The organism is Flexivirga endophytica (genome assembly GCF_014640635.1).
Taxonomy (GTDB): Bacteria; Actinomycetota; Actinomycetes; order Actinomycetales; family Dermatophilaceae; genus Flexivirga; species Flexivirga endophytica.
The window spans coordinates 45,050-61,200 of the sequence record NZ_BMHI01000007.1 but is presented as its reverse complement, the minus strand read 5'-3'; the positions used below and the strand labels follow the sequence as shown (position 1 = coordinate 61,200).

Below are 16,151 nucleotides of genomic sequence, written 5' to 3'. Positions count from 1 at the left end.
GGTCCGGCTCAGCCCTGCTCGGCGGAAGCCCGACCCGCGGGTCCACCGCGATGCGTGCGGCGACGACGACGCTGCGAACCGCCCTGGCGGCTCTCACTGCTCGGCTTGTGACCGGACGGCTTGTGTCCCCGGTCGCCGCCGTGGCCGCTGCGACCGCCGTCACGGCCGCCGTGGCGGGTGCCGGTCTCGCCGAGGTCCTCGACCCGCTCGGCGCGCAGGCCGGCGCGGGTGCGCTGGGAACGCGGCAACTCGCCGGTCGCCGACGTCGGGATGTCCAGGTCGGAGAAAAGGTGGTCGGAGGAGGAGTAGGTCTCCGGAGGCTCGGGGATGCCCAGGTCGAGTGCCTTGTTGATCAGGCCCCAACGGCCCAGGTCGTCCCAGTCGACGAAGGTGACGGCCGTGCCGGTGTTACCCGCGCGGCCGGTGCGGCCGATGCGGTGGACGTAGGTCTTCTCGTCCTCGGGGCACTGGTAGTTGACCACGTGGGTGACGTTCTCGACGTCGATGCCGCGGGCGGCGACATCGGTGGCGACCAGCGTGTCGACCTTGCCGGTGCGGAACGCGCGCAGCGCCTGCTCACGGGCGCCCTGGCCCAGGTCGCCGTGCAGCGCAGCGGCGGCGAAGCCACGGGTGGTCAGCTCGTCGCTGACCTTGGCGGCGGTGCGCTTGGTGCGGGTGAAGACGACAGTCAGGCCGCGGGCCTCGGACTGCAGGATCCGGGCCAGCATCTCGACCTTGTCCATGGCGTGTGCGCGGTAGACGAACTGCTCGGTCGCCGCGACCGTCTGGCGGTCGTCGCCGTCCTCGCTCATCGCGCGGATGTGCGTCGGCTGCGTCATGTAGCGACGTGCCAGCGACACGACGGCGCCGGGCATGGTCGCCGAGAACAGCATCGTCTGGCGCGACGCGGGGGTCATCGCCAAGAGCTTCTCGACGTCGGGCAGGAAGCCCAGGTCGAGCATCTCGTCGGCTTCGTCGAGCACGACGCTGCGGACGTGGCTCAGGTCGAGGTGACCCTGGCCGGCGAGGTCGATCAGGCGGCCCGGGGTGCCGACGACGACCTCGACGCCCTTCTTCAGCTGGTCGATCTGCGGCTCGAAGGCGCGGCCACCGTAAATGGTGGCCACGCGGATCCCGCGGCGCTTGGCAGCCGTCTGCAGGTCACCGGCGACCTGCACGGCCAGCTCACGGGTCGGGGCGACGGCCAGCGCCTGCGGCTTGCCGGGGGCGTCCAGCGCGTCGAAGCCGGCGTCGTTCGGGCCGACGGTCTGCTGCAGCATCGGGACGGCGAAGCCGAGCGTCTTGCCGGTGCCCGTCTTGGCCTGGCCGATGATGTCGTGCCCGGACATGGCCACGGGCAGGGTCATCGCCTGGATCGGGAACGGCGAGATGATGCCCGCCTCGGCGAGAGCGGCGACGATGTCGGGGTGCACATCGAAGTCGGCGAACGTCTGAATGGGTGCCACCTCGACGGGAGTGGTCTCGTCGGGCTCGGTGGTGATGGTGGTTTCGTCGGTCATGACGCGCGGTGAAGTCTTCCTGTGATCGGCGTGCGTCGCCTCCAGCGCCGACGAGGTATCTCGCCGGCGCGAGCATCGCATCGCGCTGCGTAGCGGAGCCGATCGGAATTTTTCGGATGCGGGGCGACCCCGCGAACATGTCTTCGTGACCGACCGGGCACCTGGGTGAACCGGTTGTGCTTGGTGTTTATTCAAGACAAGCGCAGGAGGCTTGAAATGCGTTGGCGTTGCTGCCGCAACGGCCCATGCAGACCAAACCTCTTGGCACGACGGGCGTGCTGCGCACGACCCGTCAGTGCAAATTGTACCTTGTCGGAGCGCCATACCCCGCCAGCTAGCATGCGGTCATGAGCGAGCGACACGAAGTCACCAGGCCCCAGCGGACCGAGGCGGACCTGGCAGACCCGGCATACCGGCAGGGTCTGGTGGCGCTCCTCGGAGTCCTCGCGTATGGCGAGCTCGTCGGCTTCCTCACCATCGCACAGGAGGCGGGGTTCGCCCCGTCATCGCGTGACAAGGTCACGCTGGCGAGGGTCGCGAGCCAGGAGTTCGGCCACTACGAGCGTCTCGCTGCGCGCATCGAGGAGCTCGGCGGCGACTCGCACCAGGCGATGGCGCCCTTCACCCGCGCCGTCGACGACTGGCACCGCCGCGCGACCCCGACCGACTGGTCCGAGGCGTTGATGAAGGTCTACGCCGGCCACTCGATCGCCAACGACTTCTACCGGGAGATGTCCGACCTGGTCGACCCCGACACCCGCCGGCTGATGCGTGACGCGCTCGAGGACAGCGGTCGGGTCGAGTTCGCCGCAGGGGAGCTGCGCCGGATGATCGCCGCCGACGACAAGGTCGCCGGCCGGCTCGCGCTGTGGGGGCGCCGGCTGATCGGAGAGGCGCTCTCGCAGGCGCAACGCGTCGCCGCGGACAACGACGACCTGATCGCACTGCTGGTCGACGACGGCTCTGGCTACGGCCTCGACCTCGGTGGCTGGATGCACATGTTCACCCGGCTCACCGACGCGCACACCGCACGGATGGAAGCACTCGGCCTGTCTGCTTGAGCACCCCACGAAGTTTCTCCCCCGCTGCGCTCCTCCGAATACTTCGCGGGGTGCTCAAGCGGCGACCCCGCTCGAGCACCTTCGCCGAGTACCGCCAACACGTGAGAACGCCCCGCAACTGGTGTGGTTGCGGGGCGTTCTCACGTGCGAAGGGTCAGCGGGCGAGCTGCTCCTTACCGCTGACCTTGCCGTAGAGCACGATGGCGCCGCAGGCGACGATGACGGACACGATCCAGGAGATCCACGGGTGATCGCCGAGGACAGCACCGAGGACGAGGCCGACGATGAGCGACGAGACCACACCGATGGCGATGGTCATGAGGATCGAGAGGTCCTGCTTGCCGGGAAGAATCAGTCGGGCGACAGCACCGATGATGAGACCCGCGATGATGGAACCGATGATTGCGCCGATCATTGCCTTCTCCTTGTGATTTCGGGGTTCCGTCGGAAGACGGACCCAGGAGGCTGACTGTGCTACACCCTGGGAGAACCCGCAACGGTTGATGTGGGCGTGCCGTGTATCTGTTCGGTAAAGCTCGTAATGCAGTTGTCGCCGGTCGGCGGCGACTGCGACGCTGGTACCCCTGTGGCGAAGCCGGCGAACCGGCCACGCACGGAGACCACCGCTCAGGGTCGACCCGGGGGTTATCAGGGTTGAACCGCATAGCGGCGCGTTCGTTCGCGGGGGATAGTCGATGCCGACACTGCAGCACATTCAGGAACAATCTCGGGAGGAACCACATGTCCAACCCAGCAGCCGCCCCAGAGGTGGCCCGGGAGGCGCAGCAGCCGCCGGCCGCGGCGGCATACAAGCTGGCCAAGGTCTACGGCAAGGGCGAGACGGTCGTGCACGCCCTGCGGGGCGTCTCCGTCGAGTTCGCCGAGGGGGAGTTCACGGCCATCATGGGCCCGTCCGGGTCGGGCAAGTCGACGCTGATGCACTGCCTCGCAGGACTCGACACCGCGTCGTTCGGCACCGCGCAGATCGGGTCGACCGAGCTCACCGGACTCAACGACAAGCAGATGACGAAACTGCGGCGTGACCTGATCGGCTTCGTCTTCCAGTCGTTCAACCTGGTCCCGACGCTCACCGCCCGGGAGAACATCACGCTCCCGCTGGACATCGCCGGCAAGAAGGTCGACAAGGAGTGGATGGACGCCGTCGTCGATCGGCTCGGTCTGGCCGACCGGCTGGGTCACCGACCCAGTGAGCTCTCCGGTGGGCAGGTGCAGCGTGTGGCCTGTGCCCGTGCCCTCGTCGGCCGGCCGCAGATCATCTTCGGCGACGAGCCGACCGGCAACCTCGACTCCCGGTCGTCGGCGGAGGTGCTGTCGATCCTGCGCGCGACCGTGGACGACTTCAAACAGACCGTGGTGATCGTGACCCACGACCCGCGCGCGGCGTCATACGCCGACCGGGTGATCTTCCTGGCCGACGGCCAGATCGTGAACGACCAGCGAGGTCTGTCCACGGACGACATCTACGAATACATGAAGCACCTGGACGAGCACCCGCCCGCCCCGGTCCCGGTGCCGGACGAGCAGGACTGAGCGCGATGGCATCCACGATGCGCAAGGTCTCCTTGCGAAATCTCGCGGCGCACAAGTTGCGCCTGATATTGACGGTCCTGTCCGTCGTGCTCGGCACGTCATTCATCGCCGGTGCGCTCATCTTCACCTCGACGATGAGCAACTCCTTCAACGGCATCTTCGACAAGGTCGCCATCGGCGTCGACACCCAGATCAGCCCGAAGACCACCGACACCAACGCGTATGGCGGGGTGGAGAGCCTCGGGGTGCCGGACTCCGTCATACAGCAGATCCAGCGCGACAAGGACAAGCTCGGCGTCGCACAGATCGTCCCGGGCTACCAGTCGATGATGACGATCGCCGACTCGAAGGGAAAGGCGATCCAGACCGGCGGCGCGCCGACCATGGGCGCCAGCTGGGTTCCCAAGACCCAGGCGCTCGACCCCGACGGCGCGACGATCCTGCCCGGTGGTCGCGCGCCCAACGGACCGCACGAGGCGGTGCTCAACGAGAGCGCGGCCAAGCGGGCCGACCTCAAGGTCGGGTCCCGCACCAAGGTCGTCGTGTCGGCCGGCAACGCCAAGCCCTTCGAGGTCAAGATCGTCGGGCTGGTCGACATGGCGGGCGACACGTCCGGCTACACCGAGATGGACTTCGACGCCGCCACCGCGAAGACGCTCTTCACCGACGGTTCGCACGCGTCGATGGTCCAGCTCGGTGCGGTCAAGGGAGTGTCCGCCGATACGTTGAAGCAGCGCATCAACAAGGAGTTCCCCGGCTACAAGGTCCAGACCGGCGACGAGGTGCGGCAGGAGAACAAGGACGCGATCAATTCGTTCCTGCAGATCTTCAACTACATCCTGTTGGCCTTCGCGGCGATCGGTCTGATCGTCGGCACGTTCATCATCTACAACACCTTCTCGATGATCGTCGCCCAGCGGGTGCGTGAGCTCGCGCTGCTGCGTGCCATCGGCGCCGGGCGTGGCCAGGTGCTGCGTTCGGTGATGCTCGAGGCGGTCGTCGTCGGACTCTTCGGCTCGATCGTCGGCCTGGGAGTCGGCACCGGTCTGGCCGCCGGACTTCAGGCCCTGTTGTCCAGCACCGGCACCGGGCTGCCCAGTGGCTCGCTCGTGGTCGGTCCCGCCGCTATCATCGCCTGCCTCGTGGTGGGCGTGGTCGTCACGACGGTCAGTGCGATCGCACCGGCCCGCCGCGCGTCGCGGGTCGCGCCGGTCGAAGCGATGCGGGAGAGCCAGACCGACGGCGCCGCGTCGCTGAAGGTGCGCACCATCATCGCGATCGTCCTCGCCGTGCTCAGTGCTGTCGCGCTCGCGATCGGTGCCAGCGGCAAGGGTGGCAACGCGGCCCTCATGGTCGGCATCGGTGCCTTGGGCACGATCATCGCGGTCGTCTGCGGAGCGCCCGCTCTGGCGCGACCGGTCGTGGGTGCGCTCGGATTGGTGCTGGCCAAGCCGTTCGGCAAGCTCGGACAACTGGCACGCACCAACGCCATACGCAATCCACGTCGTACGGCGGCAACCGCGTTCGCGCTCACGCTCGGCCTGATGCTGGTGGCGATCATCGGCACGTTGGGTGCGTCCTTCAAGTCGACGATCGACCGCGCCGTCAACGACGAGGTCAAGGCTCCGATCATGGCGATCGGCACCGGTGGGACGGGTGCGCTGCCGCCGGCGGTCAGCAAGGAGATCAAGAAGGTCGACGGTGTCGACAGCGTGATCTCGATCCACGGGGTCGAGGGGACGCTGAACGGCAAGGAGGTCGGCGGCAATTCGCCGAGCGGCGACCTGACCAAGGCGGCGAACATCAAGCTGGTCAAGGGCAGCTCGAAGCTGACCCCGAACGGCCTGCTGACCTCCGACAAGGCGGCCAAGAAGTACCACTGGTCGGTCGGGGAGAAAGTGACCTTCACCAGTCACTTCGGGAAGAAGGCCACCGTCCAGGTCGTCGGCATCTACAAGAGCTCGGCGCTGCTGGATCCGTGGCAGATGGGCAATGCGGCCTACGAGAAGCTGACACCGCCGAGTATGCGGGCCGACTACGTCGACCTCATCATGCTCGACGACGGCGCGGACAGCGCGGCCGTGCAGCAGAAGATCGAGGACGCGACGGGTAGCTACCTGACCGTGAAGGTGCAGACCAAGGAGGAGTTCGCCAACTCCTCGGCGCAGCAGATCAACCAGATGCTGGTGGTGCTCTACGGCATGCTCGGCCTGGCCCTGATCATCGCCGTGCTCGGCATCATCAACACGCTGGCGTTGTCGGTCGTCGAGCGCAAGCGGGAGATCGGGATGCTGCGTGCCGTCGGGATGCTGCGCAAGCAGGTACGTCGCACGATCTACCTGGAGTCGGTGCTGATCTCCATCTTCGGAGCGCTGCTCGGCATGGTGCTCGGGGTGATCATCGGATGGTGCCTGGTGCGGACCTTCCGGGAATGGATGGCCGGCATCACTCCGGTCGTCCCGTGGGGCACGGTGTTGTTCACGCTGGTCGCCGCGGCGGTCTGCGGTGTGCTCGCCGCGCTGTGGCCCGGCATACGGGCCGCCCGCACCAAACCGTTGGAGGCCATCGCGGACGTGTGATCCGTGGGTTGCAGCGAACGGGCCGGGTCATCCGAAGTGGATGATCCGGCCCGTTCGCTGTGCGAGCTCGACCAAGGATTCAGCCGCCGAAGCCGACCCGGCCGCGCTGCTCGCTGCCGATGTCGACATACCCCAGCTCACTGCCGGGTATGACGACGTGGTGGCCGCGCTCGTCGGCGAGCACCAGGGGAGTGCCCTTCTCGAGAGCGGTTTCCACCAGCTTGCGCACCTCTTCCGGCGACTGCTCGGACTCCAGGACGACCTCGCGTGCGACGTGCTGCACACCGATCCGGATCTCCACGTTCAAGCTCCTTTGAGTTGGGCTGCTTCACGAACTGGCGCTCACTCTACGTCCGGCCGGTCGGCACCGTGGAAGGTGCCGCAGCGACTGGCACAGTTACCGCCCAGTGGCGCACCCGCAGGTGTGCCCCTCGGTGGGAAGTGTGCCACTCGGTGAGTGGACGGTATGCCGTCAGTGCGCGTCAGGCGTCGGGCTGTTCCGGGTGCAACGGGAAGCCGGCCAGGCCGCGCCATACGAGACTGGAGACCAGACCCTCGGCAACCTCGCGCGGGACGGTGCGGCCCTGCATCCACGAACGCGCGACGGTCTGCGACATGCCAACGGTTGCGACACCGAGCAGCAGCGCGCTCTCCGGCGGCAGGTCGGTGTCCTCCTGGATGACCTTGGCGACGGCGGCGGCGCACTCGGCGCTCATCTTGTCGACCCGCCCGGCAACCTCGGGCTCACCGAGCAGATCCGACTCGAAGACCAGCCGGAACGCTGCGTCCTCGCGCTCGACGAACGAGAAGAAGGTGCGCACCGCGGCAGCGACACGCTCCTGGTTGTCCTGTGTCGAGGCCATGGCCGCGCGGACCAGCTCCGGCAACTCCGAGGTGTGCTGCTCGATCAGCGCGAGGTAGAGGTCGAGCTTGCCCGGGAAGTGCTGGTAGAGAACGGGTTTGCTGACGTGGGCGCGCTCGGCGATCTCGTCCATGGCCGCCGCGTGGTAACCCGACTCCGCGAACACCGACTGCGCAGCCTCCAGCAACTGGGCACGGCGGGCCGAGCGTGGCAGTCGTCCTCCGCGGGCTCCCGCGTCCGCAACACTCACTCCAGGTTCCTTTCTGATCAACGCCCGACAAGGCGCATCCGCTCGGCATACTAGAGCGAGACTAGGCTTCGGCATTGTGACTTGCCCACAAAGGTTACGCGGCGGTACGCCCAGCGACAGCAACCAGGCCGAGCGATATTCGCGGCACACGCTGCTGCCCGAGGTCGGGGTGGCCGGCCAACGCAAACTCGCGGATGCCCGCGTGCTCATTGTCGGCGCGGGAGGTCTGGCAGCTCCGGTGCTGTCCTATCTGGCCGGCGCCGGAGTCGGTCGGCTGACTGTCATCGACGACGACGTCGTCGAGCTGAGCAACCTGCACCGCCAGGTGATCCACCGGACCGCCGACATCGGTGTCGCCAAGGTCGACTCAGCGGTGCGCGCGGCCACCGATCTCAACCCCGACATCGAGGTCGTCGGCATCGAAGCGCGGCTGACCGCGGACAACGCGCTGACCGTCTTCGCCGACCACGATCTGGTCGTGGACGCCACCGATAATTTCGCCACGCGCTACCTGATCAACGACGCCTGTGTGCTGCTCGGACTGCCGCTCGTGTGGTCCTCCATCAATCGCTTCGACGGCCAGGTCACTGTGTGGGCGTATGGCGAATCCCCTTGCTACCGCTGCATTTTCCCGACCGCTCCACCGCCGGGAACGGTGCCGTCCTGCGCGGAGGCGGGTGTCGTGGGGTCGCTGCCCGGCGTCATGGGGTCGATCCAGGCGACCGAGGCGGTCAAGCTCGTGCTCGGCATCGGCGAGTCGCTCGCCGGGCGCATGTTGGTGCACGACGCGCTCGCCGGGACGTGGGACAGCGTTCCCGTCGTTCGTGATCCCCAGTGCGCGGTCTGCGGCGAGCACCCGAGCATCACCGTGCTGCAGGACGAAACGGGTTCGTGCGAGGTGGCCGGGGAAGCCGTCCCGACGATCAGCGCGCGCGAGCTGGCGGAGCTGATGGAGTCGGGCCGGGCTCCGGTGTTGGTCGACGTGCGCACCCCCGGCGAACGCGACATCGTGTCGCTGCCCGGCGGCGGCATACAGGTGGAGGTCGGGGAGTTGCGCGACGGCAGCGGGCTGGACGCGCTGGCCGGGATCGACGGATCCGCTGTCTTTTATTGCAAGAGCGGTGCCCGCTCAGCCGACGCCGTGCGGCTGGTCGCGGCCACGACGGGCGTGCGGGCCCGGTCGCTCGACGGCGGCGTGCTCGCGTGGATCGACGACGTCGACCCGTCCCTGCCTCGCTACTGACAGGGCGCGATGACCGTCCACGAGTTGCCCGACCTCGCCGACGCGGTGCTCGAGGTCGTCGACCAGGTGCCGCCCGGCCGGGTGGTGACGTATGGCGACATCGGCAAGGTCGTCGGTGCCGGACCGCGACAGGTCGGCGCGGTGATGTCGGAGTACGGCGCGATGGTCACCTGGTGGCGAGTGTTGCGGGCTGATGGCCGGCCGCCGCAGGGGCACGAGGACGAGGCGCTCGCGCACTACCGCGAGGAGGGCACCCCGCTGAAGGGGACGTTCCTGGACCGGGTGGACCTGCGCCGCGCGCGCTTCGACCTGGTCGACGCCGGACTCTGATCAAGCGGGGTACCCGTGCATCGAGCGGCATGGCAGGACAGGGCGATCAGCCATGCCGGTCAATACGTCGGTATGCCGGTCGATGAAGGCGTATGTCGGTCGCGCGTGATGGGATGAGCCACGTGCTGGAGCTACGACGACCGCCGGACCTGACGGCCAGTCCGCCGGTCCTGGACGACGTGCAGCAGGCGGTGCGCGACAGCACCCAGCGGGCGTCCGTCGTGATCGGCGCACCCGGCACCGGCAAGACGACGCTCGCGGTCGAATGTGTCGTGGCGGCGGTGGAGCGCGGCATCCGCCCGGACGCCTGCCTGCTGCTGGCCCCGACCCGGCTCGCGGCAGCGGAGCTGCGCGACCGGGTCACCGCCCGGTTGCAGCGGACCTCCACCGAGCCGCTGGCCCGCACCCACCAGGCGCTCGGTTTCGGCATCCTCCGGCAGGCTGCGGCGCTGGAAGGTGAGCCGGCGCCACGGTTGCTCAGCGGGCCGGAGCAGGACGTGGTGCTGCGTGAGTTGCTGGCCGGTCACGAGGCCGGTGACGGCATACCGCCGGGGTGGCCGGAGTTCGTGCACAACGCGTTGCCGACCAGGGGCTTTCGCAACGAGCTGCGCGACCTGCTGATGCGCGCGGTGGAGTGGGGGCTGACCGCTGCGGAGCTCGCCGAGCTCGGGCGCCGGCACGAGCACCCCGAGTGGGAAGCCGCAGCGCGGGTGCTCGACGAATACGACCAGGTGACAGCGCTTTCGCGGCCCGGCGCGTTCGACCCCGCGTGGATCCTCAGCGCCGCCGCCGATCTCCTGGAGACTGATCCCGACGCGCGTGATCGGGTGCAGCGGGCGATCCGGGTCGTCGTGGTCGACGACGCGCAGGAGCTCACCCGGGCGGCCGCGCGCCTGCTGCGGTTGGTCGTCGCACCCGACACGCGAGTGGTGCTGATCGGGGACCCCGACGCCGCCGTACAGAGCTTCCGGGGCGCAGACCCGCTGATGTTCGGTGCACTCGGTGACCACTTCGGTGCACCTGACCGCGTGACGCTGCCGGCCGGACATCGCCAGCCACTGGCGGTGCGCGAGGTGGCCGAGCGGGTCGCCGAGCGCATCGGCGCGGTCGCCGGGGCGGAGCATCGGGTGGTGGCGTCGCGACCCGGCGGACGCGTCGATGTCGCGCTGTTGCGGTCGGCTCCGCAGGAGGCGGCCCACATCGCGGCACAGTTGCGGCGGGCGCACCTGCTGGACGGACTGGCCTGGTCCCAGATGGCGGTCATCGTGCGCGGGCAGGGCCGTGCCGGGTCGTTGCGTCGTGCGCTCGGCACCGCAGGTGTGCCGGTCAACTCGCCACCCACCGTGGTGCCGCTGCGCGAGGAGCCGGCCGTGCGTCCGTTCCTCGCGCTGCTGGAGACCATCGGCAAGCTGCTGACCGATGACCCCGATCCGATGAGTCCGGAGCTCGCCGCCGACGTGCTGACCTCTCCGTTGGGTGGCGCGGACGCCGTGGCGATGCGCCGGCTGCGGCGGGCGTTGCGTGCCGAGGAGCTGGGTTCGGACGGTTCGCGGTCCTCCGACGAGTTGCTCGCCGCCTCCGTCATCGGGCTGCCGTGGCTGGAGTTGCTGGGCCCGGTCGCGACCCCCGCGCTGCGGGTCGCGGGCGTCATACGGGCGGGACGCGAAGCGGCCGTCGCACCGGGCGCGACCGCCGAGACGGTGCTGTGGGCAATGTGGGAGGCCAGCGGGCTGGCCGGCGACTGGCAGGCCAGGGCGCTCGCGGGTGGTCGTGACGGAGCCCGTGCCGACAGCCGGCTGGATGCCATCGTCGCGTTGTTCTCCGACGCCGCCGCGTATGTCGACCGCCTGCCCGGCGCGGCACCGCTGGACTTCCTGGAACACATCCGTGGCCAGGACGTGCCCGGTGACCGGCTGGTCGCTGCCGCACCGGACGACGCGACCGTGGCGTTGTTGACTCCGCAGGCCGCCGCCGGTCGTGAGTGGGAGTTCGTGGTCGTCGCGGGCGTCCAGGAAGGCGTCTGGCCGGACCTGCGGCTGCGCGGTTCGCTGCTCGGGTCCGAGCGGCTGGTCGACGTGCTGGCCAGCCGTGGCGACTCGTGGCGTGCGGCCCAGACCGCCGTCCGGTACGACGAGACGCGCCAGTTCCTCGTCGCGGTCACCCGAGCCACCGAGCGACTGCTGGTGACGGCGGTGCGCAACGAGGACGAGCAGCCGTCGGCATACCTCGACGTGGTCGATCCGCTGGACCTGACCGACGATCCCGACAAGCTGCGCGACTTCACCGAGGTCGCCAGGCCGACCACGCTGCCGGCGGTCGTGGCGGAGCTGCGCCGCGAGCTGGCGGTCGGTGACGACGAGGCCCGCGGCCAAGCGGCTGCACAACTGGCCACGCTCGCCGGAGCAGGGGTGCGGGGCGCGGACCCGGCGCAGTGGTGGGCGCTGCGCGAGCTGAGCGACGACCGTCCGTTGCGGGCGCCCGACCAGCTCGTGCAGGTGTCGCCGTCGCGGGTGGAGAGCTTCGGCACCTGCTCGCTCAACTGGCTCCTGACGACAGCCGGCGGCGATGGTCCCGACGTCGGCGCGGCGGCGCTCGGCACGTTGGTGCACGAGGTCGCGCAAGAGTTCGCCGACGACGACCCCGAGGCGATGGCCGCCGCCCTCGACGAGCGGTGGCCACGGCTCGGGCTCGGGGACACCTGGGTGTCGGCGCAGAAGCGCGTGACCGCACACCAGATGCTGGAGCGGCTGACCGGTTATCTCGATGAGGCGAAGGCGCAGGGCTGGCGGCCCGTCGGGGTCGAGATCGACTTCTCCGTGCTCGTCGGACGCGCTCGGCTGACCGGCCGGGTCGACCGCATTGAGCAACGTGCCGACGAGATCCGCATCATCGACCTCAAGACCGGCTCCTCCAAACCTCCCGCCGCAGACCTGCCGACCAACCCGCAGCTGGGCGCCTACCAGGTCGCGGTCGCCGAGGGCGGTTTCGAAGCGAGCACCGTCTCCGGCGGAGCCGCACTCGTGCAGATCGGCAAGGCGGGCGGCAAGCGAGCCGCGACCCAGGTGCAGGCGCCGCTCGCCGAGCAGGAGGACCCGCAGTGGGCCTACGACCTGCTTGCCGAGACCGCCGATGGCATGTCCGGCGCCACCTTCACCGCTGAGATCAACAAGCGGTGTCGCACCTGCCCGGTGATCAACAGCTGTCCGCTGCACTCCGAAGGAGGTCGCCTGTGATCGGCGAAAAGCTGTATGCCGCAATCGATCTCGCGGAGGCGCTTGGCCTGCCGACTCCCACCGACGAGCAGATCGCGGTAACCGAGGCGCCACCGGACAAACCCCTTCTGGTGGTGGCCGGGGCCGGTTCGGGCAAGACCGAGACGATGGCGGCGCGTGTGGTGTGGTTGGTGGCCAACGGCCATGTCGAGCCCGACCAGGTGCTGGGGCTGACCTTCACCCGCAAGGCCGCCGGCCAACTCGCCGAACGCATCGGCCTCCGGTTGCGCCGGTTGCGCCGCGAGGGGATCTGGCTGCCGACCAGCGAGGACGGCACCCCCGCGCTGGCCGAGCTGCCCACGGTGCAGACCTACCACTCCTACGCCGGCCGGCTGGTCGGCGAGCACGGCCTGCGTCTCGGCATCGAACCCGAGTCCCGACTGCTGTCCGAGGCCGCTGCCTGGCAACTCGCCTCGGAGGCGGTGCTCGGCTACGACGGTCCGATGGACCAGGTGACCAACACCTCGGGCAACGTCACCACCGCGGTGGTGAGCCTGGCCGGAGAGCTCGCCGAGCATCTCGTCGGTGTCGACGATCTCATCGGCTATCTCGACCAATACCTCACGGACACAGCCGAATTGCCGCCGGTCGGCGCCACGAAGGTGACCGGGGGAGACATGAAGGCAGTCGCCGCGGCGTTGACCGCCCGACGGCAGGTCGTGCCGATCGTGGCGCGCTACCTGCAGCTCAAACGGCAGCGGTCCGCGCTCGACTTCGCCGATCAGATGGCGCTCGCGGCGCAGCTGGCGCAGTCGTTCCCGGCGCTCAGCGCGTTGGAGCGCGGTCGCTTCCGCGCGGTGCTGTTGGACGAGTTCCAGGACACCAGCGAGGCCCAGATGGTGTTGCTGCGCTCCTTGTATGCCGGCTCGGACGAGGTCCGCGGCACGGACGTCCGGGTGACAGCGGTCGGTGACCCGCACCAGTCGATCTACGGCTGGCGTGGTGCGAGTGCGACCACCCTGGGCAGCTTCCCGAGGCTGTTCGCCGACAGCGCCGGGCCGGCGAACGTCCTTCAGCTGTCACGTAGCTGGCGCAACGACAGCACGATCCTGGCGGCGGCCAACCGTGCGGCCTCACCGTTACGGGCGGCCAGCGCTGTGCCGGTCGCGACCCTGCAGCCACGGCCCGGTGCGGGTGCCGGAGCTGTCACGGCGGCCCGCCTTGCCGACCAGGAGTCGGAGGCGGCATACATCGCGCAGTGGGTTGCCGAGCGGCATACCGACGCCGACGGCGAGTGGACGAAGCGGACCGCTGCCGTGCTGTGCCGCAAGCGGTCGCAGTTCACGGCGGTGGTCGAGGCGCTGCGCGAGCGCGACCTGCCCGTCGAGGTGGTGGGTGTCGGTGGCCTGCTGACCACGCCGGAGGTTGCCGACATCGTGAGTTTGCTGTGGGCAGTGCAGGATCCGACTCGCGGCGATCAGCTGATGCGGTTGCTCACCGGGCCGCTGATGCGCCTGGGCGCGGCCGACCTGGACGGGCTGGGCGAATGGGCGCGCGACCTGGAGCGCCGAGACCGGCCGAAGCCGACAGGTGACGAGCGCGCTCAGCAGGACATCTCGGCCGAGACCCGCGACCGGCCGTCGATCATCGAGGCGCTGGAGGAGTTGCCCGACGCCGACTGGGCCGGTTCCGCAGGCCAGCGCATCAGCGCCCTCGCGCTGGAGCGACTCGCTGGGCTGCGCGACGAGATCCGCCGGCTGCGTTCGATGACCGGACTCCCGCTGAGCGAGCTGGTCGTCGAGGCCGAGCGCGCCCTCGCGCTCGACATCGAGGTCCTTGCCCGACCCGGCCAGACGCCGGAGACCGCACGGGTCCACCTTGACGGATTTGCAGAGGTGGCAGCGGGTTTCGCCGCTTCATCGGATCGGCCGACGCTCGGTGGATTCCTTGCCTGGCTCGCCGCTGCAGAGCGGGAGGAGCGCGGGCTCGACCGGCCATACCTCGAGGCGGAGCCGCGCGCCATACAGGTGCTGACGGTGCACGCCGCCAAGGGACTCGAGTGGGATCTCGTGGCGGTGCCCGGGCTGGTCGAGGGCACCTTCCCGGACCACTCCGGGCAGACCAGCTGGAGCGCTGACTACCTCGGCTGGAAGATCAGCCCCAAGGGAGTCCCGGGTGACCCTTCGTCGTGGGCGATCAACGCGACCGAGTGGATCGGTGGACTCGACGGGCTGCCGTTCGACCTGCGCGGGGACGCCGACGGGTTGCCCGAGTTGCGCTGGGCCGAAGCGACCGACGCGCGCGAGTTGCGTGACGCGATCGCCGAATTCAAGGCCGCCGCAGGCGTGCACGGTCTCGACGAAGAACGCCGGCTCGCGTATGTCGCCTTCACCCGCGCCCGTTCGGAGCTGTTGCTCACGGCGTCGGTGTGGGCGACGGCGTCGACACCCCGCATCACCTCGCGCTACCTGGCCGAGCTCGTCGACTCCGGGCTGGTGCGGCAGGACAGCTGGGAGTCGCTCCCCGAGCCGGAGCCGGGGGAGACGAAGGTGCCCGACCCGCGGGCCGGCGAGGACGCGACGGTCAGCTGGCCCACCGACCCGATGGCCGGCCGACGGGCCGATCTCGCCGACGGTGTCGCGCGGGTCTCGGCCGCGCTGACCGCAGACGCGAGCCAGGGAGCACTGCCGCTGGACGACCGGGAGCAGGAGATCGAGCTGCTGCTACGGGAGCGGGACCGTGCGCGCACCCGTGGCGCCGGCACGGTGCAGCTGCCACGCCACCTGTCGGCATCGGCGGTCGTGTCCCTGGCGGACGACCCGGTGGAGTTCATCAGTCGGTTGCGCCGGCCCATGCCGTCACCACCGGCGCCGGCAGCCCGGCGCGGCACGGCGTTCCACGCCTGGATCGAGCAGCACTACGCACAAGCGGCGCTGGTCGATGTCGTGGAGCTGCCGGGCGCGGCCGACGAGGGCGCCGACGACGGTGCGGACCTGGAGATGTTGAAGGAGCGCTTCCTCGCCTCCGAATGGGCTTCGCGGACACCGATCGAGATCGAGGTGTCGGTCGAGACCTGGATCGACGGCATCTCGGTGCGTGGCCGCATCGACGCGGTGTTCCCGCGTGACGGCGTGACGACTCGTTCCTCGCCGTCACGCCGTCCGCCTGTGTTCGACGATGCGGCCTCCGGCCGCGATGACGGCGGATTCGTCGTCGTCGACTGGAAGACCGGCGCTCGGCCGTCCGGGGCCGCGATGCGGGTGCGGGCGTTGCAGTTGGCGGCATACCGGCTTGCCTTCGCCCGGTTGCGCGACGTGCCCACCGATCGGGTCGACGCGGCGTTCTATTTCGCGGCGACGGGCGACACAGTGTGGCCGGAGCTGCCTGCCGACGACGCGATCGCGGAGTTGTTGCGGCAGATCCCCGGCTGAGTCCGGTGATTTGGGGACGACGGTCGTCACGTCGTGACGGGTTTGGTGACATGTCCGGTGATTTGGGGACGACGGTCGTCACGTCGTGACGGGTTTGGTGACATGTCCGGTG

General features: G+C 69.4%; 11 protein-coding genes. 7 read left to right on the top strand and 4 right to left on the bottom strand.

The window, feature by feature from the left end:
• Positions 1–8: 8 nt before the first annotated feature.
• The gene (locus IEX71_RS20065; RefSeq protein ID WP_188838863.1) at positions 9–1,520 is read right to left on the bottom strand and encodes a DEAD/DEAH box helicase; all 1,512 of its coding nucleotides are present in this window, start codon (positions 1,518–1,520) and stop codon (positions 9–11) included.
• Between the two features lie 347 nt (positions 1,521–1,867).
• Between IEX71_RS20065 and IEX71_RS20060 the strand changes: the two genes are divergently transcribed.
• Positions 1,868–2,581, top strand: coding sequence for a ferritin-like fold-containing protein (locus IEX71_RS20060; protein ID WP_188838862.1), 714 nt, complete (start codon positions 1,868–1,870; stop codon positions 2,579–2,581).
• Positions 2,582–2,735: 154 nt separating this feature from the next.
• On the opposite strand, the gene IEX71_RS20055 is transcribed toward IEX71_RS20060, so the two are convergent.
• Complete coding sequence (locus IEX71_RS20055) at positions 2,736–2,996, bottom strand: GlsB/YeaQ/YmgE family stress response membrane protein (RefSeq protein ID WP_188838861.1); 261 nt, start codon at positions 2,994–2,996, stop codon at positions 2,736–2,738.
• Positions 2,997–3,322: 326 nt separating this feature from the next.
• On the opposite strand from IEX71_RS20055, the gene IEX71_RS20050 reads away from it, so the two are divergent.
• Positions 3,323–4,132 (top strand): ABC transporter ATP-binding protein, encoded by an 810-nt coding sequence (locus IEX71_RS20050; protein WP_188838860.1) that lies wholly within the window; start codon positions 3,323–3,325, stop codon positions 4,130–4,132.
• A 5-nt stretch (positions 4,133–4,137) separates the two neighbouring features.
• Positions 4,138–6,711, top strand: a complete 2,574-nt coding sequence (locus IEX71_RS20045; RefSeq protein ID WP_229749900.1) for an ABC transporter permease — start codon at positions 4,138–4,140, stop codon at positions 6,709–6,711.
• Between the two features lie 79 nt (positions 6,712–6,790).
• Here the strand turns inward: IEX71_RS20045 and IEX71_RS20040 are convergent, their stop codons facing one another.
• Complete coding sequence (locus IEX71_RS20040; RefSeq protein ID WP_188838859.1) at positions 6,791–7,012, bottom strand: DUF3107 domain-containing protein; 222 nt, start codon at positions 7,010–7,012, stop codon at positions 6,791–6,793.
• Positions 7,013–7,193: 181 nt separating this feature from the next.
• Entirely contained in the window at positions 7,194–7,823 is a 630-nt protein-coding gene (locus IEX71_RS20035; protein ID WP_229749899.1) for a TetR/AcrR family transcriptional regulator, read from the bottom strand.
• 76 nt (positions 7,824–7,899) lie between these two features.
• Between IEX71_RS20035 and moeB the strand changes: the two genes are divergently transcribed.
• From moeB to IEX71_RS20015, 4 genes are all read left to right on the top strand, one after another.
• Complete coding sequence (gene moeB, locus IEX71_RS20030; RefSeq protein WP_188838857.1) at positions 7,900–9,066, top strand: molybdopterin-synthase adenylyltransferase MoeB; 1,167 nt, start codon at positions 7,900–7,902, stop codon at positions 9,064–9,066.
• 9 nt (positions 9,067–9,075) lie between these two features.
• The gene (locus IEX71_RS20025) at positions 9,076–9,396 is read left to right on the top strand and encodes an MGMT family protein (protein WP_188838856.1); all 321 of its coding nucleotides are present in this window, start codon (positions 9,076–9,078) and stop codon (positions 9,394–9,396) included.
• 113 nt (positions 9,397–9,509) lie between these two features.
• Positions 9,510–12,629 (top strand): ATP-dependent helicase, encoded by a 3,120-nt coding sequence (locus IEX71_RS20020; protein WP_188838855.1) that lies wholly within the window; start codon positions 9,510–9,512, stop codon positions 12,627–12,629.
• Complete coding sequence (locus IEX71_RS20015; RefSeq protein WP_188838854.1) at positions 12,626–16,039, top strand: ATP-dependent helicase; 3,414 nt, start codon at positions 12,626–12,628, stop codon at positions 16,037–16,039. The genes IEX71_RS20020 and IEX71_RS20015 overlap by 4 nt, the downstream gene beginning before the upstream one ends.
• Positions 16,040–16,151 lie beyond the last annotated feature (112 nt).

Coding starts and splice junctions, on each gene's coding strand:
- IEX71_RS20050 (WP_188838860.1), top strand. CDS start 3,323: ATGTCCAACCCAGCAGCCGCCCCAGAGGTGGCCCGGGAGGCGCAGCAG.
- IEX71_RS20045 (WP_229749900.1), top strand. CDS start 4,138: ATGGCATCCACGATGCGCAAGGTCTCCTTGCGAAATCTCGCGGCGCAC.
- IEX71_RS20020 (WP_188838855.1), top strand. CDS start 9,510: ATGAGCCACGTGCTGGAGCTACGACGACCGCCGGACCTGACGGCCAGT.
- IEX71_RS20025 (WP_188838856.1), top strand. CDS start 9,076: ATGACCGTCCACGAGTTGCCCGACCTCGCCGACGCGGTGCTCGAGGTC.
- IEX71_RS20060 (WP_188838862.1), top strand. CDS start 1,868: ATGAGCGAGCGACACGAAGTCACCAGGCCCCAGCGGACCGAGGCGGAC.
- IEX71_RS20065 (WP_188838863.1), bottom strand. CDS start 1,520: ATGACCGACGAAACCACCATCACCACCGAGCCCGACGAGACCACTCCC.
- IEX71_RS20055 (WP_188838861.1), bottom strand. CDS start 2,996: ATGATCGGCGCAATCATCGGTTCCATCATCGCGGGTCTCATCATCGGT.